The 22,682-nt window shown below is 66.0% G+C and carries 18 protein-coding genes; 1 reads left to right on the top strand and 17 read right to left on the bottom strand.

What is annotated here, in order from left to right; translation table 11 throughout:
* Positions 1–10 precede the first annotated feature (10 nt).
* The 14 genes from ACXZ1M_RS21630 to ACXZ1M_RS21565 all read right to left on the bottom strand — a co-directional run bounded on the left by ACXZ1M_RS21630 (position 11) and on the right by ACXZ1M_RS21565 (position 18,727).
* Positions 11–406, bottom strand: coding sequence for a RidA family protein (locus ACXZ1M_RS21630; protein WP_459049688.1), 396 nt, complete (start codon positions 404–406; stop codon positions 11–13).
* Entirely contained in the window at positions 406–1,566 is a 1,161-nt protein-coding gene (locus ACXZ1M_RS21625; RefSeq protein WP_459049687.1) for an acyl-CoA dehydrogenase family protein, read from the bottom strand. The genes ACXZ1M_RS21630 and ACXZ1M_RS21625 overlap by 1 nt, the downstream gene beginning before the upstream one ends.
* A complete protein-coding gene (locus tag ACXZ1M_RS21620) occupies positions 1,567–2,367 on the bottom strand; it encodes an enoyl-CoA hydratase family protein (protein WP_459049686.1) in 801 nt (266 codons plus the stop codon).
* A gap of 9 nt (positions 2,368–2,376) precedes the next feature.
* Positions 2,377–2,853, bottom strand: a complete 477-nt coding sequence (locus tag ACXZ1M_RS21615; RefSeq protein ID WP_459049685.1) for a MarR family winged helix-turn-helix transcriptional regulator — start codon at positions 2,851–2,853, stop codon at positions 2,377–2,379.
* Positions 2,843–5,176 (bottom strand): bifunctional salicylyl-CoA 5-hydroxylase/oxidoreductase, encoded by a 2,334-nt coding sequence (locus ACXZ1M_RS21610; protein ID WP_459049684.1) that lies wholly within the window; start codon positions 5,174–5,176, stop codon positions 2,843–2,845. The genes ACXZ1M_RS21615 and ACXZ1M_RS21610 overlap by 11 nt, the downstream gene beginning before the upstream one ends.
* Positions 5,177–5,189: 13 nt before the next feature.
* Positions 5,190–6,815 carry an AMP-binding protein gene (locus ACXZ1M_RS21605; RefSeq protein ID WP_459049683.1) on the bottom strand — a complete coding sequence of 542 codons (1,626 nt, stop codon included), beginning with the start codon at positions 6,813–6,815 and terminating at the stop codon, positions 5,190–5,192.
* Between the two features lie 92 nt (positions 6,816–6,907).
* Positions 6,908–7,624, bottom strand: a complete 717-nt coding sequence (locus tag ACXZ1M_RS21600) for a response regulator (protein ID WP_459049682.1) — start codon at positions 7,622–7,624, stop codon at positions 6,908–6,910.
* Positions 7,625–7,724: 100 nt separating this feature from the next.
* Entirely contained in the window at positions 7,725–12,674 is a 4,950-nt protein-coding gene (locus tag ACXZ1M_RS21595; RefSeq protein ID WP_459049681.1) for a two-component regulator propeller domain-containing protein, read from the bottom strand.
* Complete coding sequence (locus ACXZ1M_RS21590) at positions 12,674–13,849, bottom strand: patatin-like phospholipase family protein (protein ID WP_459049680.1); 1,176 nt, start codon at positions 13,847–13,849, stop codon at positions 12,674–12,676. The genes ACXZ1M_RS21595 and ACXZ1M_RS21590 overlap by 1 nt, the downstream gene beginning before the upstream one ends.
* Positions 13,850–13,957: 108 nt before the next feature.
* Entirely contained in the window at positions 13,958–14,980 is a 1,023-nt protein-coding gene (locus tag ACXZ1M_RS21585) for an acyltransferase family protein (RefSeq protein WP_459049679.1), read from the bottom strand.
* An 84-nt stretch (positions 14,981–15,064) separates the two neighbouring features.
* Positions 15,065–16,855: a gamma-glutamyltransferase gene (gene ggt, locus ACXZ1M_RS21580; protein WP_459049678.1), complete on the bottom strand. Its 1,791-nt coding sequence runs from the start codon at positions 16,853–16,855 to the stop codon at positions 15,065–15,067.
* Between the two features lie 14 nt (positions 16,856–16,869).
* Complete coding sequence (locus tag ACXZ1M_RS21575; RefSeq protein WP_459049677.1) at positions 16,870–17,211, bottom strand: SMR family transporter; 342 nt, start codon at positions 17,209–17,211, stop codon at positions 16,870–16,872.
* A gap of 26 nt (positions 17,212–17,237) precedes the next feature.
* On the bottom strand, positions 17,238–17,996 hold the full coding sequence (locus ACXZ1M_RS21570) for an SDR family NAD(P)-dependent oxidoreductase (protein ID WP_459049676.1): 759 nt from the start codon (positions 17,994–17,996) through the stop codon (positions 17,238–17,240).
* 44 nt (positions 17,997–18,040) lie between these two features.
* A complete protein-coding gene (locus ACXZ1M_RS21565) occupies positions 18,041–18,727 on the bottom strand; it encodes a YjjG family noncanonical pyrimidine nucleotidase (protein ID WP_459049675.1) in 687 nt (228 codons plus the stop codon).
* Positions 18,728–18,786: 59 nt separating this feature from the next.
* On the opposite strand from ACXZ1M_RS21565, the gene ACXZ1M_RS21560 reads away from it, so the two are divergent.
* The gene (locus ACXZ1M_RS21560) at positions 18,787–19,236 is read left to right on the top strand and encodes an OsmC family protein (protein ID WP_459049674.1); all 450 of its coding nucleotides are present in this window, start codon (positions 18,787–18,789) and stop codon (positions 19,234–19,236) included.
* Here the strand turns inward: ACXZ1M_RS21560 and ACXZ1M_RS21555 are convergent, their stop codons facing one another.
* From ACXZ1M_RS21555 to ACXZ1M_RS21545, 3 genes are all read right to left on the bottom strand, one after another.
* Positions 19,237–19,968, bottom strand: a complete 732-nt coding sequence (locus ACXZ1M_RS21555) for a class I SAM-dependent methyltransferase (protein ID WP_459049673.1) — start codon at positions 19,966–19,968, stop codon at positions 19,237–19,239. It lies immediately after the preceding gene.
* A gap of 68 nt (positions 19,969–20,036) precedes the next feature.
* A complete protein-coding gene (locus ACXZ1M_RS21550; protein ID WP_459049672.1) occupies positions 20,037–20,483 on the bottom strand; it encodes a hypothetical protein in 447 nt (148 codons plus the stop codon).
* A gap of 69 nt (positions 20,484–20,552) precedes the next feature.
* The gene (locus ACXZ1M_RS21545; RefSeq protein ID WP_459049671.1) at positions 20,553–22,679 is read right to left on the bottom strand and encodes a sodium-translocating pyrophosphatase; all 2,127 of its coding nucleotides are present in this window, start codon (positions 22,677–22,679) and stop codon (positions 20,553–20,555) included.
* Between the last annotated feature and the right edge of the window lie 3 nt (positions 22,680–22,682).

Raw genomic sequence — 22,682 nt, 5'->3', positions numbered from 1 at the left:
CATCTTCATTTCACAAGACCGGCACCACCGCCGTCACCTCGATCTCCACCTTGGCCCGGTCCTCCACCAGTGCCGCCACCTGCACCGCCGTCATGGCCGGGTAGTGGGCGCCGATGATGTCGCGGTAGGCCGCGCCGATGGCCTTGTAGGCGCCGACGTATTCGTTCTTGTCCACCACGTACCAGGTCATGCGCACGATGTGCTCGGGGCCGGCCTTGGCCTCGGCCAGCACGGCGACGATGTTGAGCAGCGCCTGGCGCACCTGGCCGGCGAAATCGTCGGTGTGGAACACGCCGTCGCCGTCCCAGCCGATCATGCCGCTGACGCACACCATGCGGCCGCTGGCGGCCACGCCGTTCGAGTAGCCGCGCGGACGCGCCCAGCCCGGCGGTTGCAATATCTCCATCAGGTCTCCTTCAGCAGTTCGCGCGCGATGATCAGCTGCTGCACCTCGGTCGCGCCTTCGTAAATGCGCAGCGCGCGGATTTCGCGGTACAGGCTTTCCACCGCCTGGCCGCTGACCACGCCCTGGCCGCCGAACATCTGCAGCGCCGCGTCGATCACCTGCTGCGCGGTTTCGGTGGCGTGCAGCTTGGCCATCGCCGCTTCTTTCGTCACTTTTTCACCCTGGTCGCGCTGCCAGGCGGCGCGGTAGGTCAGCAAGGCCGAAGTGTCGATGCCGGTCGCCATGCCGGCCAGCTTGGCCTGCGTCAGCTGGAAGTCGGCCAGCACCTGACCGAACATCTGGCGCTGTTTGGCGTGGGCCAGGGCTTCGTCCAGCGCGCGCCGCGCAAAACCCAGCGCCGCCGCCGCCACCGAGGTGCGGAACACGTCCAGCGTCGCCATCGCCACCTTGAAGCCTTGCCCCGCCTCTCCCAGGCGTTTGGATGCCGGCACACGGCAGTCAGTGAACGTGAGCCGCGCCAGCGGATGCGGGGCGATCACCTTGATGCGTTCGGCGATTTCCAGGCCGGGCGTGTCGGCATCGATGATGAAGGCGCTGATGCCGCGCGCGCCGGGCTGCTCGCCGGTGCGCGCAAACACCACATAGAAATCGGCGATGCCGCCGTTGGAAATCCAGGTCTTCTCGCCATTGAGCACATAGTGGTCGCCATCCTGCACCGCCGCGCACTGCATGGCGGCGACATCGGAACCGGCCTGCGGCTCCGATAGCGCGAAGGCCGCAATCGCTTCGCCGCGCGCCACGCGCGGCAGGTAGCCGGCGCGATTGGCCTCGCTGCCGAACAGGCTGATGGCGCCCGAGCCCAGGCCCTGCATGGCGAAGGCGAAATCGGCCAGGCCGTTATGACGCGCCAGCGTTTCGCGGATCAGGCAGATGGCGCGGGTGTCGATGCTGTCGCCGGCGCCGCCATGCGCCGTGCCGCCGATGGCGTGGCGCAGCCAGCCGCCCTCGCCCAACTGGCGCACCAGTTGGCGGCAGGCGGCATCGACGTCGTGCGCGTGCGCGCCGGCCACGTGTTCGGCAGCCCAGGCGTCGAGTGCCTGCTCCAGCGCCGCGTGGCGCGGTTCGAAGAACGGCCAGGCCAGGTAATTCTTGTCGCTCATCTAGTTGCCCTCGAACTGTGGTTTTTGCTTGGCCACGAAGGCGTGATAGGCGCGGTGGAAGTCCTGCGTCGCCATGCAGATGGCCTGCGCCTGCGCTTCCGCTTCGATGGCTTCGTCCACGCCCATATTCCATTCCTGCTGCAGCATCGTCTTGGTCATGCCGTGCGCGAAGGTGGGACCGTTGGCCAGGCCTTGCGCATAGTCGCGCGCGGCGTCCAGCAGGGCTTCCGGTTCCTGCACGCTGTTGAAGAAGCCCCAGCGTTCGGCCTCCGTGCCGCTCATGGAACGTCCGGTGTACAGCAGCTCGGCCGCCCTGCCTTGGCCGATCACGCGCGGCAGCAGCGAGCAGGCGCCCATGTCGGCACCGGCCAGGCCCACACGCGTGAACAGGAAGGCGGTCTTGCTGCGCGCCGTGCCGAGGCGGATATCGGATGCCAGCGCGAGGATGGCGCCGGCGCCGGCGCATACGCCGTCCACCGCCGCGATGATCGGTTGCGGACAGTGGCGCATGGCTTTCACCAGGTCGCCCGTCATGCGCGTGAAGGCCAGCAAGCCTGGCATATCGAGCTTGGTCAGCGGACCGATGATATCGTGCACGTCGCCGCCGGAGCAGAAGTTGTCGCCGGCGCCGGTCAGCACCACGGCCTTGATCTCGGTGTCATAGGCCAGCGCGCGGAACAGGTCGCGCAGTTCGGCGTAGGAGTCGAAGGTGAGCGGGTTCTTGCGCTCGGGGCGGTTCAGCGTCAGCGTGGCGACGCCGCCGCTGACCTCGAACAGGAAATGACTGGGGGTGTACTGCATGGTGTGTCCTTATTTCAGTTGCTGCTTGATGGTCGACAGCATGTCGATCAACTGCGCCTTGTCCGTGCTGGAGACGTCCCGCAGCAGCTCTTCGATCCAGCTTTCATGCTCCGCCGCCATGGTGGCGAAGGCTTTGCGGCCGGCCGCCGTCAGCTTCACGCTGTAGGCGCGGCCGTCCTTCGGATCGGGCACGCGCACCACCAGCTTTTCCTGTTCCAGCTGGTCGGTGATGCCGGTGATGTTACCGCCGGTGACCATCATGCGCTTGGACAGCTCGCCCATGCGCAGCCCGTCCGGGTGGCGCTCCAGCTGCGCCATCAGGTCGAAGCGCGGCAGCGTGATGCCGAAGGTGGAGCGCAGGCGGCTGCGGATCTCGTTCTCGATCTTGACGGTGCACGACAGCATGCGCAGCCACAGTTTCAGCGACTGGTGGTGGTCCTGTGTCAGGCGGCTGGCCAGGTCCAGTTGTTCTTCTTCATCTTCCATTTTGTCCTCTTGCCAGATTTCTTTCCAATTGCTGTTTGCCGGGCAGGTATTGCTTCGGCCATGCCACCGCTGTGTAACCGATGCGCGCCGCCTCGGCCAGCGTCCACGCCGGATTGGCGAGGTGCGGGCGGCCGACGGCGCACAGGTCGGCGCGGCCGGCGGCGATGATGCTGTTGACGTGGTCCGCTTCGAAAATCGAACCGACGGCGATGGCGCCGATGCCGGCTTCGTTGCGGATGCGGTCCGCGAACGGGGTCTGGAACATGCGGCCGTACACCGGCTTTTCCAGCTTGCTGACCTGGCCCGACGAACAGTCGATCATGTCGGCGCCGGCGGCCTTGAACAGGCGCGCGATTTTCACCGCGTCGTCAGGCGTGATGCCGCCCTCCACCCAGTCGTGCGCGGAGATGCGCACGCTCATCGGCTTGTGCGACGGCCACGCCGCGCGCATGGCCTGGAATACACGCAGCGGATAGCGGCAGCGGTTTTCCAGGCTGCCGCCGTATTCGTCGCTGCGCTGGTTGGTCAGCGGCGAGATGAAGGACGACAGCAGATAGCCGTGCGCGCAGTGCAGCTCCAGCCAGTCGAAGTCTGCCTCATTTGCGGCCAGCGTGGCGCGCACGAAGTCGTTCTGGATGCGGTCCATGTCGGCCGCCGTCATCTCGCGCGCCGGTTGCGATACGCCTGGCAGGTATTGCTGCGGCGAGGCGGAGAACAGCGGCCAGTTGCCGTCGTCGAGCGGGCGGTCGATGCCGTCCCACATGGCGCGTGTAGAACCCTTGGCGCCGGCGTGGCCCAGTTGCAGGGCGATGACGGTGTCGCTGTGCTGGTGCACGAAGTCGACGATGCGCTTCCATGCCTGCGTGTGCTCGGGCGTGTACATGCCGGGGCAATATGGCGTGATGCGGGCGTCGGCCGAGACGCAGGTCATTTCGGCGAACACCATGGCGGCGCCGCCCAGTGCGCGCGCACCGAGGTGGGCCAGGTGGTAGTCGCCGGCGACGCCGTCCACCGCGCTGTATTGCGCCATCGGAGAGACCAGGATGCGGTTTTTCAGCACCAGCTCGCGCACCTTGAAGGGCGTGAACATGGGCGGCGGTACGGCGGCGGCCTGCCGAGCGACGACGCCGGCCTGCGCGGCGGCGCGGCCGGCGAACCAGCGTTCGTAGCCGCTGACGTAGGCGGCGTCGCGCAGGCGCAGGTTTTCGTGCGACAGGCGCTGGCTGCGTGTCAGCATGGAGTAGGCAAACTGCGGCGCGTCCATCGCCGTGTAGCGCTCGACGTTCTCGAACCATTCCATCGAATTGCGCGCCGCGCTTTGCAGCTTGAGCACCTCCACCGCACGCACCTCTTCATACGCAGCCAGCGCGTCGGCGGCATCGCTGTGCGTGCCGAAGCAGCGCGCCAGTTCGATCGCGTCTTCCAGCGCCAGCTTGGTGCCGGAGCCGATCGAGTAGTGCGCGCTGTGGGCGGCGTCGCCCATCAGCACCACCGGCACCTGTTTGCCATCGGCAGCGTGCCAGTGCACCCACTTGCCGCACACGATGCGCGGGAAGGTGATCCACATGGCCGAGCCGCGCAGGTGGCTGGCATTGGACATCAGCGCGTGGCCGTCCAGCTCCTCGGCGAACAAACGCTCGCAGAAGGCGATCGATTCTTCCTGCGTCATGTCTTCCAGGCCCGACGCGCGCCACACCGGTTCCGGCGTCTCGATGATGAAGGTGGAGGTGTCGGCGTCGAACTGGTAGATGTGCGCCTGGAACCAGCCGTGCTCCGTCTGTTTGAAGGCGAAGGTGAAGGCGTCGAACTTCTTGCGCGTGCCCAGCCACACGAAGCGGCAGCGGCGCGGCTCGATCTGCGGCTGGTAGCTGTCGGCATAGCGCGCGCGGGTGCGGCTGTTCAAGCCATCGGAGGCGATCACCAGGTCGGCGCCGTAGCGCGTGGCCAGCGCCTGGTCGTCGGTGACATCGGTCTCGAACACCAGCTCCACGCCCAGCTCCTCGCAGCGGTGCTGCAGGATATTGAGCAGGTGCTTGCGTCCGATGCCGCAGAAACCGTGGCCGCCCGAGGTCACTTTCTCGCCCTTGAAGAAGACGTCGATATCGTCCCAGTGGTTGAAGGCCGCCTCGATGGCTTGCGCGGTCTGCGCGTCCGCCTCGGCCAGGTTGCCCAAGGTCTGGTCGGAGAACACCACGCCCCAGCCGAAGGTATCGTAGGGACGGTTGCGCTCCACCACCGTGATCTGGTGGGACGGGTCCTGCTTCTTCATCAGCAGGGCGAAATACAAGCCCGCCGGGCCGCCGCCTATGCACAGTATTTTCATCTTATTCTTCACACTATTCAGACCGCAATTTGAATCGCTGCAGCTTGCCCGTTTCAGTGCGCGGCAAAGCCTCCATGAACTTCACCGAGCGCGGATATTTGTACGGCGCGATCTGCGCCTTCACAAACTCCTGCAACTGCGCCGCCAGTTCCGGCGTCGCTTCCACTCCCGCGCGCAGCACCACGTGCGCCGCCACGATCTGGCCGCGCTCCTCGTCCGGCTTGCCGATCACGCCGCATTCGGCCACCGCCGGATGCCGCAGCAGCACATCCTCCACCTCCGGCCCGGCGATGTTGTAGCCGGCCGAGATGATCATGTCGTCGGTGCGCGAGCGGTAGTAGAAATATCCGTCCGCATCCATCTCGTAGGCGTCACCGGTCAGGTTCCAGCCATCGAGCACATAGTCGCGCTGGCGCTCGTCGTCCAGGTAACGGCAGCCGGTCGGGCCTTTCACCGCCAGCCGTCCTATCACGCCCGGCCCCACCGGTTTGCCATCCAGGTCGAGGATGCAGGCCTGATAGCCCGGCACCGGCTTGCCGGTGGCGCCGGGCCGCACCTGGTCGCCGGCGGCCGAGATGAAGATGTGCAGCAGTTCCGTCGCGCCTATGCCGTCGATCATCACCAGCCCGGTGGCCTGGCGCCAGCTTTCGCGCGTGGCCAGCGGCAGCGCTTCGCCGGCCGACACGGTTTTGCGCAGGCTCGCCAGGTCGAACTGCGGCGCCAGCGCCGCCATCTGACGGTAAAACGTCGGGGCAGTAAAACATACCGTCGCGCGATACGTCTCTATCGCTTTCAGCAGAGTTTCCGGCGTCAGCTTCTCCAGCAACACCGCCGTCGCGCCCACCCGCAACGGGAACAGCAGCAGACCACCGAGGCCGAAGGTAAAGGCCAGCGGCGGCGTGCCGATGAAGACGTCGCTGCGCTCCGATTGCAGCACCGAGCGCGGGAAGCAGTCACAGATCACCATCACGTCGCGATGGAAATGCATGGTGCCTTTCGGGATGCCGGTGGTACCCGAGGTGAAACTGATCAGGCAAACGTCGTCGGCCGCCGTGTCGATCGCGTCGAACTGCGCCGGCTGCGCCGCCATCAAGGCCTCCAGCGATCCGGCGCCAGTATCGGCGGCGGCGCCGAACCACAGCGTGTTGGCGCGCGCCGCTTCCGGCAATGCGGTCGCCTCCATTTCCGCGCGCAGGCTGTCGGCGCACAGCACCGCGTTCACTTGCGCCTTGCCGGCGATCGCTCCCAGTTCGCGCGCGCGCAGCAGCGGCATGGTCGGCACCGCGATCAGCCCGGCCTTGATCACCGCCAGGATGCAAGCCGCCATCATCGGCGTATTCGCGCCGCGCAGCAGCACGCGGTTGCCCGCCTCCAGCCGCATCGGGCCACGCAGCACGTGGGCGATGCGGTCCACCTGCTCCAGCAACTGCGCATAGGTCCAGTCGCCGCGCGCGCCGCGCAGCGCCACGCGCATACCGTCCTCGCGCGCACTTGCCAGCAACTGCTCCACGCAATTGAGGCGCGGCGGATAGTGCAGTTCGGGCAGGTCGAAACAGAGTTCCGGCCACAGTTCGGGCGGCGGCAAGTGCGCGCGCGCGAAATGGTCGGTGTAGGCGCTGGCTGCGAAAGGTCTGGTCATGATCGCCCTGTAGTTGAAAGTCGAAAGAGATCCGCTGCTCAGCAGATACTTTAAACCTAAACTATCCCGGCATCAAGCGTACATTTAGCCGATCAGGCGAAATTTCCCTGTCGTGTCAGCCCGGCTTGATGAATGACAGCGCGCACCACGTCCGACAGCGCGGCCTGCACCGCCTCGTTGGAGAGCTGGCCCGGCGCGATGGTCTTGAGCGCGTCGGCCGCACCGTGCAGGCCCAGCGTGACGCAGCCTGCGTGCAGGCGATCGATGCGCACTTGCGCCTCGGCCTGTTCGCCCTTGGCCAGCATGGCTTCCAGATCGGCGGCGGCGGCGGTCAGCTGGTTCTGGAAACCACTCAGGTACACCAGCAGGCGTTCGCCGTTGATGCCGAGGCGGCGTAGCGTTTCGGCCGGCGCCTCGGCCATGTGTTCGTGGCCGCTGGCCGCCTGGTCGAGGAATTTGGCGAGGTGAACGCGCACCTGCTCGGCCTGGAACGGCTTGACGATATAACCGGCGGCGCCGAGTTGGTTGGCTTCCTGTACGGTGTCCTTGTCGTTGGCCGATGTCACCAGCACGAAGGGCATGCTCTCAAGTTCCGCATGCGCCTTCACGCGCTGTAGCAACTCCATGCCGGACAGGCGCGGCATGCGCAAATCGCAAAAGCAAATGGCCGGACGTAAACCGCCCTCCAGCTGCTGCCATGCATCGGCGCCATCCTCCGCCTCAACGATGTCAAAACTGCCGCAGCCATCGATCAGGTGCATCAGCACCATGCGCGAGACGACATCATCGTCTACTACCAGAACTTTCATGTAGCTCCCTGTGTCGTATTGTAATGATCTTACATCAATAAACGCGACTTGCAACGTCCTGGACAAGAAAGTTTGCGTGGGTTTTGCACCTTCCAGACCGCTAGCCTCGCGCCGCCGCGCGCACCCGTTCCAGCAGGCGCCGCAACTGCGGCATGGCCGACTCCACCTGAGCCCAATTGCCATGGTCGGCCTCGTGTTCGAGGTCGCCGCACAGCGCCTGCAATTCCTGTTCCTCCAGGTAGCCGGCGCTGCCCTTCATGCCGTGCAGCAGGCGGCCCGCCACTTCGCGGTCGCGCTCGCGCAGCGCCAGCTCCAGGTCGGCCAGGCGCATCGGCGCGTCCTGATTGAAGACGTTGCGCAGGCGGGTTTTCAGGTCGCTGGCGCCGCCGCTGTGCTGCGCCAGGCGCGAGGTCTCCAGCGACGCCGGCGCCACGCCGAACATGGAGTCGAGTTCCGGCGTGCCCAGCGCCGGGTTGCGGCGCGACTGCATGCGCGGCAACTGGAAGCCGCGCTGCAACTGACGCTCGATCGCCCTGCTTAACTGGAAATGCAGTTTGTCCTCGTCGATCGGCTTGGTCAGGAAGTCGTCCATGCCGGAGGCCAGATAGCGGCTGCGGTCTTCCTCGCTGGCGTTGGCGGTCAGCGCGATGATCATCAGTTCCTGGTCGCGCACGGGCGCGTCGTCCGGGCCGCCGGCGCGGATCAGGCGCGTGGCGCTGGCGCCGTCCATCTCCGGCATGCGGCCGTCCATCAGGATCAGGTCATAGCGCGTCAACCCGCAGGCCTTCACCGCCAGCGCGCCGTTGGCCGCGATGTCGACCTTGTGGCCCAGGTCTTCCAGCATCATGCGGATGATGATCTGGTTGGTCGGGAAGTCTTCCGCGCACAGCACCTTCAGCTGGTGGCTGTGCGGTTCGCGCGGCACGTGCGGCACCACCGGCGGCGCCACGCCGTTCGGCAGCTGCAACTCAAACATGAAGACGCTGCCCTGGCCCGGTGTGCTGACGGCGTTGATGCTGCCGCCCATCAGCTCCACCAACTGGCGGCAGATCGCCAGTCCCAGGCCGGTGCCGCCGTAGCGGCGCGTGGTGGAGGCGTCGGCCTGTTCGAACTGCTGGAACAGGCGCGGTATGGCCTCGGCCTCGATGCCGATGCCAGTGTCGCTGACGCTGAAGCGGATGCGGTTGTCGTCCTCGTCCAGGCCTTCGCCGGACAGGCGCTCGACGCGCATCCGCACCGAACCGCGCTGGGTGAACTTGAAGGCGTTGCCGACCAGGTTGACCAGCACCTGGCGCAGGCGCGATGGATCGCCCACCACGAACTGCGGCAAGCCCTCGTCGAACTCCAGGCTGAAGCCGACGCTGTGCGCGGCCGCCTGTTCCTCGAACAGGCTGACCACGTTCTCCACCGCCGCCGACAGCGAGAAGTCGATGTTCTCAATGGTCAGCTTGCCGGCTTCGATCTTGGAGAAATCCAGCAGGTCGTTGATGATCGACAGCAGCGACTGCGCATTGGCCTGCCCGCGCAGGATCTGCTCGCGCGTGCCGGCCGCCAGTTGCACGTCGCGCAGCGCGAAACCCAGCATGCCGATCACACCGGCCAGCGGCGTGCGCATCTCGTGGCTCATATTGGCCAGGAATTCCGATTTCTGGCGCGTGGCGTCTTCCGCTTTTTTCTTGGCGTAGCGCAGGCGTTCCTCGTTGTCCTGCAAGGCGCGGTTGGTGCGCGCCAGTTCCTCGGTGTGCAACCGCACCTGGCGCTCCTGCGCCATCAGCTGTTCCTGCGTCCGGCGCAGGGTTTGCAGCGTGTCTTCCAATTGCTGGTAGGCGCGGGCGTTTTCCAGGCCGGCGGCGGCGTGGGACGCCAGGGTTTGCAGCATGTCCATGTGCACGCGCTGGTAGCTGTTGCGCTCCGTGCTTTGCACGCACAGCAGGCCGACCACGCGGTCGCTGACCACCAGCGGCGCGTACATCATCGAATGCGCGGTCGCCACCGGCATGCCGTCCTCGCGCTCGCACGGCACCAGCGACGCCAGTCCCGATTCATCCATGTAGTCGCGGTACTCGCGGCCGAAGTCGTTGATGAAGATCGGCTTGCGGTGGTTGATGCACCACACCGCCAGTTGGTTGGGCAGGTCCAGGCGGCGCTGGTAGGGCAAGGTGCGCACGCCGCCCTCGATGGCGAACGGGAAGTCGATCACGCCCGCCTCCTCGCGCACGAAGCCGATGCCGAAGATCTGCGCGTTCATCAGGTGGTTGACGTGGCGGTACAGCGTCTGCATGGTGGTTTCCATGTCCAGCGAGGCGCTCATCTCGCGACCCAGTTCGCTCAGCACCGAGATGTTGCGGTGGGCCTGCTCCACTTCTTCCTTCTGGCGCTCGGTGTCGATGCGGCGCTGCTCCGCCTCGGCGCGTTGCGCCTCCGCTTCCAGGCGGCGCCGTTCCAGTTCGTGCTTCTGCTGCTGCAGCTGCTGGTTCTTGTACTCCACTTCCGCCGTGCGCGAGCCGACCAGGTGCTCGAGCCGCAGCTGCTGGTGGCGCAGCGCGCGCACGCGCGCGTGGTACATGGCGTAGGCGCCGCCGGCCGCGGCCAGCGCCAGCAGGCTGCGGAACCACCAGGTTTTCCAGAACGGCGGCTCGATGGTGATTTCCAGCGTGGCGGCGTTGTCGTTCCAGATGCCGTCCTTGTTGGCGGCCTTCACCCGGAACACGTACTTGCCGGCGTCGAGGTTGGTGTAGGTGGCGAAACGCTTGGTGGAATCGGTGACCACCCAGTCCTGGTCGAAGCCCTGCAACTGGTAAGCGAAGCGGTTGCGCTGCGGTGCGGCGTAGTGCAGCGCCGCGAACTCCAGCGAGAACACCGAGTCGCGCTCCGGCAGCGTCAGCGCGGCGGTGTGCTCGATGGCGGTTTTCAGCACGTCGCCATGCTCGCCCTGCCCCGGCCGCAGCGACTTGTTGAAGATCTGGAAGTCGGTGATAACCACCGTCGGCGCCACGCTGTTCTCGCGCACCTCGGCCGGCGCGAACGCGGTGATGCCGTTGAAGCCGCCGAAGTACAGCGTGCCGTCCAGCATGCGCAGCGCCGCGCCGTCGAAGTAGGCGCCCTCGATGGTGCCGTCGGCGCCGCTGTAGTTGCGCACCAGGCCCGTGCCGATATTCAGGCGCGACAAGCCGCTGTTGGTGCTCAGCCAGAGATGGCCGGCGTCGTCCGGCAGGATGGAGGCGATGGCGTCGTCGGCGATGCCGTCCTTGCGCAGGTAGCGGCGGAACGACACGCTGCCGTCGGCCGCCACTTCCATCTTGTTCAGGCCTGCCGCCGTGCCGACCCAGATCACGCCGCGCGCATCCTCGTACAGGTAGTGCACTTCATCGTGACTGAGGCTGCGCGGGTCCTTGGGATCGCGCCGGTAGTGGCGGAACTTGCCGGTCTTGCGGTCCAGCAGATCGAGGCCGTTGAAGGTGCCGATCCACAGCTGGCCGCGCCGGTCTTCCAGGATCGGCCGCACCACGTTGTCGGACAGGCTGGCCGGGTCGGCCGGATCGTGGCGGTAGGTGCGCGACTCCAGCGTGGCCGGGTCGAGCCGGTGCAGGCCGCCGCGCGAGGCCACCCACAGCACGCCACTGCGGTCGCCGACGATGTTGCGGATGGTGTCGCTGGACGCATCGCCGCGCACGAAGGACAGCGAGCGGATCGCGCCGGTGGCCAGGTTCAGGTGATTGACGCCGGCCGGGCCGCCCAGCCAGATATTGCCGTTCTTCTCGCGCCACAGGGTGGTGACCTGGTCGCTGCTGATGCTGTTGGCGTTGTTCGGATTGTGGCGCCACACCTGGCTCTCGCCGGTGAGCGGGTCGTACAGGTTCAAGCCGCCGCTGCTGCCCAGCCACAGCTTGCCGCGGCCGTCGGCGACGATGCCGCGTATCTTGTTGTCCGACAGCGAGTTGGGCTGGTCGGCCTGGCGCACGATGCGCGCGAAACCGCCGCTGCCCATGTCGACCCGGCTCACGCCGTCGTTCCAGGTGCCGACCCAGAAGGTGCCGACGCGGTCGCGGTACATGGCCGAGATCTGGTTGTCGGCCACGCTGTGGGTGTCGCCGACCTGGTGGCGGTACTGCACCAGGCGCTCGTCCGCCGACTGCCAGCGGAACAAGCCGTCGGCCAGCGAGCCGACCCACAGGTTGGCCTCGGCGTCCTCGTACAGGCTGGTGATGGCGACGCCGGCCTTCAAGCCTTCACGCGGGCCGAGGCGGCGGCGCTGCGGCTCGGCGCCCAGCAGGCGCCATTGCTCCAGGCCCGCCTGCGTGCCCACCCACAGGGTCTGCGCGCTGTCGACCTGCAGCGCGACGACGGAATTGAATTTGCTGTCGCCGTTGGCATTGGCGGCGTCGATGCTGTAGTGCTGGAAGCGCGTGCCGCCCGGCGCCAGCATGTCCAGGCCGGAGGCGGTGCCCACCCACAGGCGGCCGGCGGCATCGCGCGCCAGCGCGTTCACATGGTCGCTGGCCAGGCTGGCCGGATCGGCTGGGTCGTGATACCAGCTGGTGAAGCGCTTGCTGGCCGGGTCGAAGTGATGCAGGCCGTCGGCGCTGGCCACCCACAAGCCGCCCAGGCCATCGTCGATGATGGCGCGCACGTGACGGTTGCCGTTGCCGCGATGGGCCGACTCGCGCGGCAGGAAGTGGGTGAAGGTCTTGGTGGCCGGGTCGTAGCGGTCAAGGCCGCCGTCGGTGCCGACCCACAGCTGGCCGGAGGGATCGAGGTGCAGCACGCGCACCCAGTTGTCGGCCAGGCTGCGCGGATCGGAGACGGCGCTCTTGTAGGTGATGGTGCGGTAGCCGTCGAAGCGCGTCAGGCCGGCCTGGGTGCCGAGCCAGATGAAGCCCTGCTTGTCCTGCGCGATGGCCAGCACGGTTTCCTGCGCCAGGCCGTGCTCCACGCTGAGCTGCTCGAAACGCAGGGTGCGAGGCGGCGCGGCGGCCATGGCGGCGGCGCTCCATAGCAGCAACAACGGCAACAATAAGGACAACAGCGACTGGCGGACAAAAAACAGCATCAGGACTCGAAAAAGGCCAGCACGTCGCTCTTGCGCGCGTGGGTGTCACGCTGGCCGAGGCGGATCAACTCGCAGGTGTAGGTGGATTCAAACAGCAGATACGACGCCAGCGCGGCGCCGCGCGTTTCGGTGGCGCCGATGCCGGACAACATGGCGCGGATCGGCGACGGCAGGCTGGCGATGTGGCGGCTGGCGATATCGTCCAGCCGTTCGGACGGCGCGATCACCAGCAGCTCGACCGGCTTGAGCGGCGTCTGCGCCAGATACTCCGGCGGCAGCATGGAGAGCGTCTTGTTGATGCGCTCCAGCCGCTCGATGTCCACCGCCAGGCTGTCGAGGAAGATCGACGACATGGCGTGGCCGGCGATCTGCGCCAGGCTCGGATAGCGCGCCGCGTTTTTTTCGGCGGCGCTGCGCGGCGGCTCGGTCAGGCGTCCCGCGCCCACCACCAGCACCTTGGACGCGCCCAGGTGGATCGCCGGCGAGATCGGCGCCAGCTGGCGCATCGAGCCGTCGCCGCAGTATTCGCGGTGGCCGCCCAGGTACAGCGGCGTGGCCGGGAAGATGAACGGAATCGCCGACGACGCCAGCAAATGCTCGACGCCGATCTGGTCCTGCAACGCCACGCGCTGCATGCGCACCCACGGCGCGATGTCGGCGGCGGTCTGGTAAAAGGTCAGGTGATTGCCGCCGGTGTAGGACGAGGCGGTGACGGCCAGCGCATGCAGCAGGCCTTCGGACAGCACGGCGTCCAGGCGCGGCAGGTCGAGCATGCGGTGCAGCAGGCCGACCAGAGGTGTGTTGTCGAGTAGCGACGCCGGCGGCGCGGCGCGCCATTTGCGCAGCAGCCAGCCGAACGACAGCAACGACAACCAGCGCGCGCCGGAGCGGATCACGCCCAGCGAATCGGCGCGATAGACCTCCTCCACCGAGATGTGCTGCCAGACGTCGAGCAGCTTTTGCACGCCCTCGCCGAAGTTATCGGCGCGGCAGGCCAGCGCCGTGGCGTTGATCGCGCCGGCCGAAGTGCCGCAGATGATGTCGAAGGGATTGCGGGCCGGCGGCCAGCCCTCCTCCCACAGAATCTCCGATATGGCCTGCAGCACGCCCACCTGGTAGGCAGCCCGGGCGCCGCCGCCCGTGAGGATCAAGCCTGTTTTCTTTTGTATTCCCATCTGACAAGATTAACAGCCTCTCCGCCATTTGTGGAGATATAGCATCGCTGGCGAGACAATTCGACAAGGTTCCCAGCTTGAACGCCACATGGGTGCGGCGCCCGTGGCTCAATCATGCGCCGGTTTGCTCTCTGCCGGCGCGGGTGCCGCCGGGACCGGGCGGGCGAAGATGGCAGCGCCGCTACTCATGCCGAGCCAGCGTTCCCACTTCAGCTTGTAGAGCAGATAGTAGGTGAACACCGGGAACGCGATGCCTGCGATCAGGCCGGCGACCACGTGCAACGGCAGGCTGACGACGTGCAGTTTCATCAAGAATATCCGCATGCCGGCGGTCGCCAGTACATGGGTCAGGTAAATCGGCATCGACAGCTGGCCCAGCAACTCGACTGCCAAACCAACGCCATTTTCCGGCAGCACGTAGGCCAGCTGCAACACCAGGAACATGCCAAGGAAGGACGAGCACAAGGCGGTGGGTGCGTAATAGCCACCGAGCTTGAAGGCCACGAACACCGCGATGCCGAAGCCCAGCATCGTGGTCGCCACGCCTTCGGAACTGGACATGCGTACGATCATGTTTTTCAAATAGGGCTGCAGAAAACCGCCGAGCGCGTAGTACAGGAAAAACAGCAGCGCGCTGGAGATGATGCCGACCGACCCCGTGGTGTAGATGCCCACCGGGTAGGCCACCAGGGCGAAGATGCCTATGCGCACCACGTCGCCCCGGGTGACCCAGGCGAACACGTGACACAGGTAAATCGCATATAAAAACCAGAACTGGGCCGTGGGCCGCCACGGGATTGACGTCAGGTCGCTGACGCTCATGCCGTGGTTGGTGGTACCACTCAGCAACAGCTGTATGCCGCCCTGCAACAAAGACCACAGGAAATACGGATAAACGATGGTCGCCAGCTTGCTCGTAAGGAAACCGCCCTTGGCCAGGCTGCGCTGCGCGTTCATACCGGCCAACAGGAAGAACAGCGGCATGTGGAAGGTGTAGATGACGAAATCGGAGATCGCCAACGGATGATCGACGGGCACCAGCCCAGCGGAGACCAGGCCTCGAAGCATATGTCCATACACCACGAGGATGATGCCAAGCCCCCGCGCCTTGTCCCACAGTCCTTCCCGCATACCAATCCTCGCCTACATTTTGTGCACCACAACATTACAGCAAAAATAAAATTTTTACAACACAAATCGTATCAGGTTCATGGCTTAGTCGCCCAGAACAATGCCCTCCCGGCGTGGATCGGCGCCGCCGAACCATTCTTCCCTGCCGTTGACGGTGCGGCGCTGCAGGCCTTGCAGGCCGGAGTTCTGGTCATATTCGCGGATATCGTGGCCGCGCGCCTTCAACTGCTCGACCACGGCGCGCGAGACGCGTCCCGCTTCCAGCTCGGTCGGACCATTGCGGCTGCCGAAGTTGGGCAGGCTGATGGCCTGCTGCACGTCCAGGCCCCAGTCCAGCGTCCCCACCAGCACCTTGGCCACGTAGTTGATGATCGCCGAGCCGCCCGGCGAGCCGGTGGCCAGCACCAGCTTGTGCGTGCCCTTGTCGAACACCAGCGTCGGCGACATGGCGCTGCGCGGGCGCTTGCCCGCCTGGACGCGGTTGGCGATCGGGCCGTTTTCGTCTTTCGAATCGAAGGAGAAATCGGTCAACTGGTTGTTCAGCATGAAGCCGTCGACCATCTGGCGCGCGCCGAAGGCGTCTTCCACCGAAGTGGTCATGGACAGGCCGCCGCCGAAGACGTCCACCGCCACCAGGTGCGAAGTGGACGGCTTGTCGATGGCGGTGTCCGCGCCCCAGGCCACCTGCATGCCGTCCGGCGTGCCGAACCTGGCGCGGCCCATGGACTGGCTGCCGATCAGCGCCGCGCGCTGTTTCAGGTAGCCCTTGTCCAGCATGGCGTCCACGCCCTTGCCGGGCAGCGGCACGAAGTCGGTGTCGGCGACGTAGCGGTTGCGGTCCGCATAGGCCAGGCGGCTGGCCTCGGTGAACAGGTGGATGCCCTCCGCCGTCAGCTGCCCGTTCACCGGCCGCGCCGCGCCGATATCCTTGCTCTCCAGGATGCCCAGCATCTGCGCGATGGCGATGCCGCCCGACGAAGGCGGCGGTGCACCGCACACGGTCCAGGCGCGGTAGTCGCTGCACACCGGCGCGCGTTCCTTGGCCTGGTAGCCGGCGATGTCGGCGGCGGTCAGCTTGCCGGGATTGGTCGGATGGGATGCGACCTTGGCGGCGATGTCGCCGGCGATGCGGCCCTTGTAGAAGGCATCGGCGCCGCCGGCGGCGATCTCGCGCAGGGTGCGCGCCAGTTCGGGATTCTTCAGCAGGTAGCCCACGGGACGCGGCTTGCCCTGCTCGTCGAAGAAGTAGACGCGCGCCACCGGATCGCGCGCCAGGAATTTATCGTAGGAGATCAGCGCGTTCAGGCGCGGGCTGACCGCAAAGCCGTTATCCGCCAGCTTGATGGCCGGCTGGAACAGGGTTTTCCACGGCAGCTTGCCGTGCTGCTTGTGCGCCAGCTCCAGCATGCGCAACACGCCCGGCGCGCCGGTGGAGCGGCCGCCGACCACGCCCACTTCGCGCGATACCGGCTTGCCGTCCCGGTCCTGGAACAGCGTTTCGTCCGCAGCGGCGGGCGCGGTCTCGCGGCCGTCGTAGGATTGCACGCGCTTGCCGTCCGAGTAGAGCAGGAAGGCGCCGCCGCCGATGCCCGACGATTGCGGCTCCACCAGCGTCAGCACCAGCTGCATGGCGATGGCGGCGTCGATCGCGGCGCCGCCCTGCTTGAGCATCTGGTAGCCGGCCTGGGTGGCCAGCGGATTGGCGGCGGCCACCATGAATTTTTGCGCCGACTTGCCGGCCTTCTCGGCATAGCCGGTGGCGATTTCCGGCGCGGCGTCCGGCGTGGCGCGCTGCGCGTGGGCCGGCGCCTGCAGCGCGGCGAAGGTTGCGACGAACATTGCGGCGCCGAGCGCCAGGTTTTTCAAACGATGCATGGACTCTCCGAGGTTTAACGCGCCACCACAAAAGCACCGGCGGCAATCAGGAGCAGTCCGAGGATTTTTACCGGTGTCAGGGCTTCATGCAGCAGCAGGGTTCCGAGCAGCGTCACCATCACGATGGTCACGGCGGTCATGAAGGGATAAGCGAGACTGATTTCCAACCGCTCCAGCGCCACGGCGTAGCAGATGAAGCCCAGCGCATACGCGCCGCCGGCGCCGCCCAGCCACGCCAGGCGCGCCAGCGTGACGCCGGCGCCGGACTGGGTGGAGAGTTTGATCAGGAAGGTGGCGGCGGCGCTGGCGACGGAAGCCAGCACCAACCAGAGATAACCTGCGATAGTTGGATTCATGCGGCAGATTATACCGCCCGGCCCGTTTACTTGGGCTGCATGCGAATCGCGCCGTCCAGGCGGATGGTCTCGCCGTTCAGCATTGGATTCTCGATGATGGCTTTCGCCAGCAGCGCGTATTCGACCGGCTTGCCCAGGCGCGGCGGGAACGGCACCATGGCGCCCAGCGCGTCCTGCACTTCCTGCGGCATGGCCGTCAGCATCGGCGTCTCAAAGATGCCGGGGGCGATGGTCATCACGCGGATGCCGTTGCGCGCCAAGTCGCGCGCCATCGGCAGCGTCAGGCCGGCAACGGCGGCCTTGGAGGCGGCGTAGGCGGCCTGGCCGATCTGGCCGTCGAAGGCGGCCACCGAGGCGGTGTTGATGATGACGCCGCGCTCACCGGTTTCCAGCGGCGCGTTCTTGCTCATGGCGTCGGCCGCCAGGCGGCACATATTGAAGGTGCCGATCAGGTTAATCGACACCACTTTCTGGAACAGTTCCAGCGGGTGCGGGCCGTCTTTGCCGACGGTCTTGGAGGCCGGCGCCACGCCGGCGCAGTTGATCACGCCACGCAGCGTGCCTTGCGCCAGCGCGGCCGCCACCACGGCCTGGCCGTCGGCTTCCGAGGTGACGTCGCACTTGACGAAGACGCCGTTCAATTCGGCGGCCAGGGCCTGGCCGGCCTCTGCCTGCACGTCCGCCAGCACCACTTTGCCGCCCTGCTCCACGATCATGCGCGCCGTGCCCGCGCCCAGACCCGATGCGCCGCCGGTGATGATGAATACCTGATCCTTGATCTGCATGCCTGTCTCCTTGCTCTTGATTGACGTTTACGTAAACGTCAGCATTATAGCAAGGCAGGGACGATGGCATTCAAGTGAGCGACTTCATAGGTGGGCCGAGCCTCGGAACCATTAGCCAGGCGGCCCGGATTGAACCAGCAGCTGTCGATGCCGTAACGGTTGGCGCCCAGGATATCGGCATCCAGGCGGTCGCCGACGATGATGGTTTCGGCCTTGTTGAAGGCGCGCGCCATGCCGGTGGTGTATTCGAAAAAGCGGCTGTCCGGCTTGGCGTAGCCGCAAGCTTCCGAGGTGGCGACGAAGGATATGTGATCGCCCAATCCGGAAGCGGCAATGCGGCGCTGCTGGATCGAATCGACGCCGTTGGTGATGATGCCCACCTCCCCCACCGCCGCCAGCTGCGCGCACAGCGCCTGGGCGCCGTCGATCAGCACCACGGTTTCGGACAGCGATTCCAGGTACAGCAGGCTGGCCGCCTCGGGATCGATGTCCAACGCGTTGGCGGTGAAGGTCTTGCGGAAGCGTTCGACCTTGAGGAAGTCCTTGCTCACCTCCCCGTGCTCGAAGCTGCGCCACAGCGCCGTGTTGATCGCCTGGTATTGCGCGAACAGGCTTTCGGACACCGTATGGTGGCCCAGCTGCTGCAGGGTGCGGACGAAGGACAGCTGTTCGGAAGCCTTGAAATCGAGCAGCGTGTCGTCCAGGTCAAAAAGAAAAAGTTGATGTCTCATAGCCCGACAGTTTAACCGAAGGGCGAGTCGCGCTACACTTGCTGCTCACAGGAGGATGCATGACGGCGCACAACTACAAACTGACAGTTACATGGACCGGCAATCGGGGCAGCGGCACCTCGGGCTACCGCGACTACGACCGCGCGCACACGATCGCCGCAGCGGGCAAGCAGGACATCGCCGGCTCGTCGGACCCGGCCTTCCGTGGCGACGCCACGCGCTGGAACCCGGAGGAATTGCTGGTGGCGTCGGCTTCTGCCTGCCACAAGCTGTGGTATCTGCACTTGTGCGCCGATGCCGGCATCATCGTCACCGCCTACGAAGACCATGCCGAAGGCACGATGAACGGTGACCGCTTCGAACGCATCATCCTGCGCCCGCAAGTCACCGTCTCCGCCGGCGACACCGACCTGGCCAAGCGCCTGCACCACGAAGCGCACGAGAAGTGCTACATCGCCAACTCGCTCAACTTCCCGGTACTGTGCGAACCGGCCATCGTCAGCAGCTGATTACTTCTGCAGCACCACGATGCCGGCCATGTGGCGCGAAAACAGGACGCAGAAGGTCGCCACCAGGCTGCGCATGCCGGGGATGCGGAACAGTTTGCCCATCAGGCCGCCCTGGCTGCGGCGGTAGAGCGAGATGTACAGATAGGACGCGTGCGGATGCACGCTCCAGCTGCGGAAGCCGACCTTTTTGGCGGCGCGGATGATCTTGGCCGGGTGCATATCGCGCTCGGTCACGTCGAATTCTTCCATGATCTTGGCGGAACGGCGCGCGTGGCCGATGCCCGGTTCCGAGGTGATGCAAATGCCGCCCGGCTTGAGCGCGCGCCAGGCGCTGGCCAGGGCGCCCTGCTCGTCCACCGCGTGGTGCAGGCAATCGAAGAAGACCACCACGTCGAACGCGTCCTTGAACTGCAGCGATTCATAATCGCTGACCACGAAGTCGAGATTGGCCAGGCCGTTGGCCTGCTTGAGGCCGTGCGCGGCGGCAATGGCTTCCGGCACCAGGTCCTGCCCCACCACGTCGAAACCTTTTTTTGCGAATAGCACGCTGGTCCAGCCGGTGCCGCAGCCCATGTCGAGCAGGCGGCCGGTTTCCGGCATCAGCGCCATCATGGCGCCCAGCTCCATCAGGTACAGGCCGCACTGCGCGTCCGACCACGGCTTGTTGGTGGCATGCTGCATGCCGTCGTCGCCGATGCGCTTGAAATAGTCCAGCTCTCCCTGTGTTGCCATGCCGCCTGCCCCGATACCAAAAATCGCATTCTATCGGATCGGGCGGCGAATTACCTATTATTTAAGATTCAGCACTGGATCATGCCGCCGGCCTTGTTGCAGACCTTGCCGGACGGGGTGATGACACCATTCGGGCCGGCATTGTTGTAGCGCACGCCGTTGGCGCCATTGCAGCCGGCGGCGTCGCAGCCGGTGGTCGGCACCGGCGCCTTGGCGCGCATGTCGAGCTTAGGCGGAGTGGGTGGGACCGGCATGGCCACCTTGGGCGGCGGCTGGCTTTGCGGCATGCGTTGTATGGTCTGCGGCACCGGGCGGCGCGGCATGGGGTCCTGAGCCGGCGCGGTACGGCATGGCTCGACCGCCAGCGACTTGCCGTCCGCACCCAAGGTGCAGACCGGCAATTTGAGGTAGTCATCCCTGGCTTTGTCCTCAGCCGCTCCGGCCCAGGCATACTCGCACACCAGCATGCCGAACAGGAACAGGACGGTAAAAGCCGCAGGCTTGGCGATGTTCATGGTCTTCCCTCCTCCTCTCATTATTAGCAGATTCATCGCAGGAGGGAAGCCACCGAAACAATTCGTAACCTACTGCTGGACCGGCAACGGCGGTGGCGGCGGCACTTCGGCCGGCTGCACGATGGCCGGCGGATGCGCCATCGGCGGCACCGACACCGCCAGCCAGCCCGAGGCCGGCAGCAGCGGCACCAGCAGCAGCGCCACGATGTTGATGATCTTGATCAGTGGATTGACCGCCGGACCGGCCGTATCCTTGTAGGGATCGCCCACGGTGTCGCCAGTGACGGCCGCCTTGTGCGCATCCGAGCCCTTGCCGCCGAAGTGGCCGTCCTCGATATACTTCTTGGCGTTGTCCCAGGCGCCGCCGCCGGTGGTCATGGAAATCGCCACGAACAGGCCGGTGACGATGGTGCCCATCAGCATGCCGCCCAGCGCGGCCGAACCCAGCAGCATGCCGACCAGGATCGGCACCACCACCGGCAGCAGCGACGGCACGATCATTTCCTTGATGGCCGACGCGGTCAGCATGTCGACCGCCTTGTCGTACTCCGGCTTGGCCGTGCCTTCCATGATGCCCTTGATGTCGCGGAACTGCCGGCGCACCTCGACCACCACCGCACCGGCCGCGCGGCCCACCGCCTCCATCGCCATGGCGCCGAACAGGTAGGGAATCAGGCCGCCGATGATCAAGCCGACGATCACCATCGGATTCGACAAGTCGAAGGAGATGCTGCGCCCGGCCGATTCCAGCGCGTGCGTGTAGTCGGCAAACAGCACCAGCGCGGCCAGGCCGGCCGAGCCGATGGCGTAACCCTTGGTGACGGCCTTGGTGGTGTTGCCCACCGCGTCCAGCGGATCGGTAATCGCACGCACCGAATCCGGCATGCCCGACATTTCAGCGATGCCGCCGGCGTTATCGGTGATCGGGCCGTAGGCGTCCAGCGCCACGATGATGCCGGCCATCGACAGCATGGCGGTGGCGGCGATCGCCACGCCGTACAACTGGCCCAGCTGGTAGGACACCAGGATGGCCGCGCACACGGCCAGCACCGGCCACGCGGTCGACTTCATCGACACGCCCAGGCCGGCGATGATGTTGGTGCCATGGCCGGTGGTCGAGGCCTCGGCGATGTGCTTGACCGGATGGAAGTCGGTGCCGGTGTAGTACTCGGTGATGTAGACCATCAGCCCGGTCAGCACGATGCCGACCACGGTGCAGCCGATCATGCGGTAGCGCATGGCGTCGTCCGGCCACATCTGCCAGGTCACGGCCACGAAGCCGATCAGCGACAGGCCGGCGGCCCACCACAAGCCGGTGTACAGCGCCGACATGATCTTCTTGCCCGGCTTGGCCTTGACCATCGAGCAGCCGATGATGGAGGCGATGATGGACACCGCGCCCAGCAGCAGCGGATAGATCACGGCCGTCGTACCGCTGGCGCCCATCAACAGCGCGCCCAGCAACATGGTGGCGATCAGGGTCACCACATAGGTTTCGAACAGGTCGGCCGCCATGCCGGCGCAATCGCCGACGTTGTCGCCGACGTTATCGGCGATCACCGCCGGATTGCGCGGATCGTCCTCGGGAATGCCTGCTTCCACCTTGCCCACCAGGTCGGCGCCGACGTCCGCGCCCTTGGTGAAGATGCCGCCGCCCAGTCGCGCGAAGATCGAAATCAACGAAGCGCCGAAGGCCAGGCCGATCATCGGCTCGATGGTCTTGTGCAGGTTCATGTCCGGCCCCAGGCCCGCCACCAGGTACATATAAAACAGCACCACGCCCAGCAGGCCGAGGCCCACCACCAGCATGCCGGTGATGGCGCCGCCCTTGAAGGCCACGTCCAGCGCCTGGTTCATTCCCTTGGTGGCCGCCTGCGCCGTGCGCACATTGGCGCGCACCGAGACGTTCATGCCGATGAAGCCGCAGGCGCCCGACAACACCGCGCCGATCAGGAAACCGATGGCGGTGCTCATGTCGAGCAAGACGGCAATGAGGATGAGGAGAACCACGCCGACGATGGCGATGGTGCGGTACTGGCGCGCGAGGTAAGCGGCGGCGCCCTGTTGAATCGCCAGTGCGATTTCCTGCATGCGCGGATTGCCCGCGTCCTGTCGCAAAATCCAGCTACGCGACCATAATCCATAAACCACGGCGATAACGCCGCACGCGACTGCCAACCATAAGCTGCCTGCCATAGT

The sequence above is a fragment of the Duganella paludis genome (genome assembly GCF_054461335.1).
This window is presented reverse-complemented; position numbering and strand designations above follow the sequence as displayed.

Excerpts from the sequence above, each read along its gene's own strand:
- ACXZ1M_RS21550 (WP_459049672.1), bottom strand. The coding sequence starts at position 20,483 with ATGAACATCGCCAAGCCTGCGGCTTTTACCGTCCTGTTCCTGTTCGGC.
- ACXZ1M_RS21575 (WP_459049677.1), bottom strand. The coding sequence starts at position 17,211 with ATGAATCCAACTATCGCAGGTTATCTCTGGTTGGTGCTGGCTTCCGTC.
- ACXZ1M_RS21610 (WP_459049684.1), bottom strand. The coding sequence starts at position 5,176 with ATGAAAATACTGTGCATAGGCGGCGGCCCGGCGGGCTTGTATTTCGCC.
- ACXZ1M_RS21595 (WP_459049681.1), bottom strand. The coding sequence starts at position 12,674 with ATGCTGTTTTTTGTCCGCCAGTCGCTGTTGTCCTTATTGTTGCCGTTG.
- ACXZ1M_RS21620 (WP_459049686.1), bottom strand. The coding sequence starts at position 2,367 with ATGCAGTACACCCCCAGTCATTTCCTGTTCGAGGTCAGCGGCGGCGTC.
- ACXZ1M_RS21585 (WP_459049679.1), bottom strand. The coding sequence starts at position 14,980 with ATGCGGGAAGGACTGTGGGACAAGGCGCGGGGGCTTGGCATCATCCTC.
- ACXZ1M_RS21625 (WP_459049687.1), bottom strand. The coding sequence starts at position 1,566 with ATGAGCGACAAGAATTACCTGGCCTGGCCGTTCTTCGAACCGCGCCAC.
- ACXZ1M_RS21560 (WP_459049674.1), top strand. The coding sequence starts at position 18,787 with ATGACGGCGCACAACTACAAACTGACAGTTACATGGACCGGCAATCGG.
- ACXZ1M_RS21555 (WP_459049673.1), bottom strand. The coding sequence starts at position 19,968 with ATGGCAACACAGGGAGAGCTGGACTATTTCAAGCGCATCGGCGACGAC.
- ggt (WP_459049678.1), bottom strand. The coding sequence starts at position 16,855 with ATGCATCGTTTGAAAAACCTGGCGCTCGGCGCCGCAATGTTCGTCGCA.
- ACXZ1M_RS21600 (WP_459049682.1), bottom strand. The coding sequence starts at position 7,624 with ATGAAAGTTCTGGTAGTAGACGATGATGTCGTCTCGCGCATGGTGCTG.
- ACXZ1M_RS21605 (WP_459049683.1), bottom strand. The coding sequence starts at position 6,815 with ATGACCAGACCTTTCGCAGCCAGCGCCTACACCGACCATTTCGCGCGC.
- ACXZ1M_RS21565 (WP_459049675.1), bottom strand. The coding sequence starts at position 18,727 with ATGAGACATCAACTTTTTCTTTTTGACCTGGACGACACGCTGCTCGAT.
- ACXZ1M_RS21545 (WP_459049671.1), bottom strand. The coding sequence starts at position 22,679 with ATGGCAGGCAGCTTATGGTTGGCAGTCGCGTGCGGCGTTATCGCCGTG.
- ACXZ1M_RS21570 (WP_459049676.1), bottom strand. The coding sequence starts at position 17,996 with ATGCAGATCAAGGATCAGGTATTCATCATCACCGGCGGCGCATCGGGT.
- ACXZ1M_RS21630 (WP_459049688.1), bottom strand. The coding sequence starts at position 406 with ATGGAGATATTGCAACCGCCGGGCTGGGCGCGTCCGCGCGGCTACTCG.
- ACXZ1M_RS21590 (WP_459049680.1), bottom strand. The coding sequence starts at position 13,849 with ATGGGAATACAAAAGAAAACAGGCTTGATCCTCACGGGCGGCGGCGCC.
- ACXZ1M_RS21615 (WP_459049685.1), bottom strand. The coding sequence starts at position 2,853 with ATGGAAGATGAAGAAGAACAACTGGACCTGGCCAGCCGCCTGACACAG.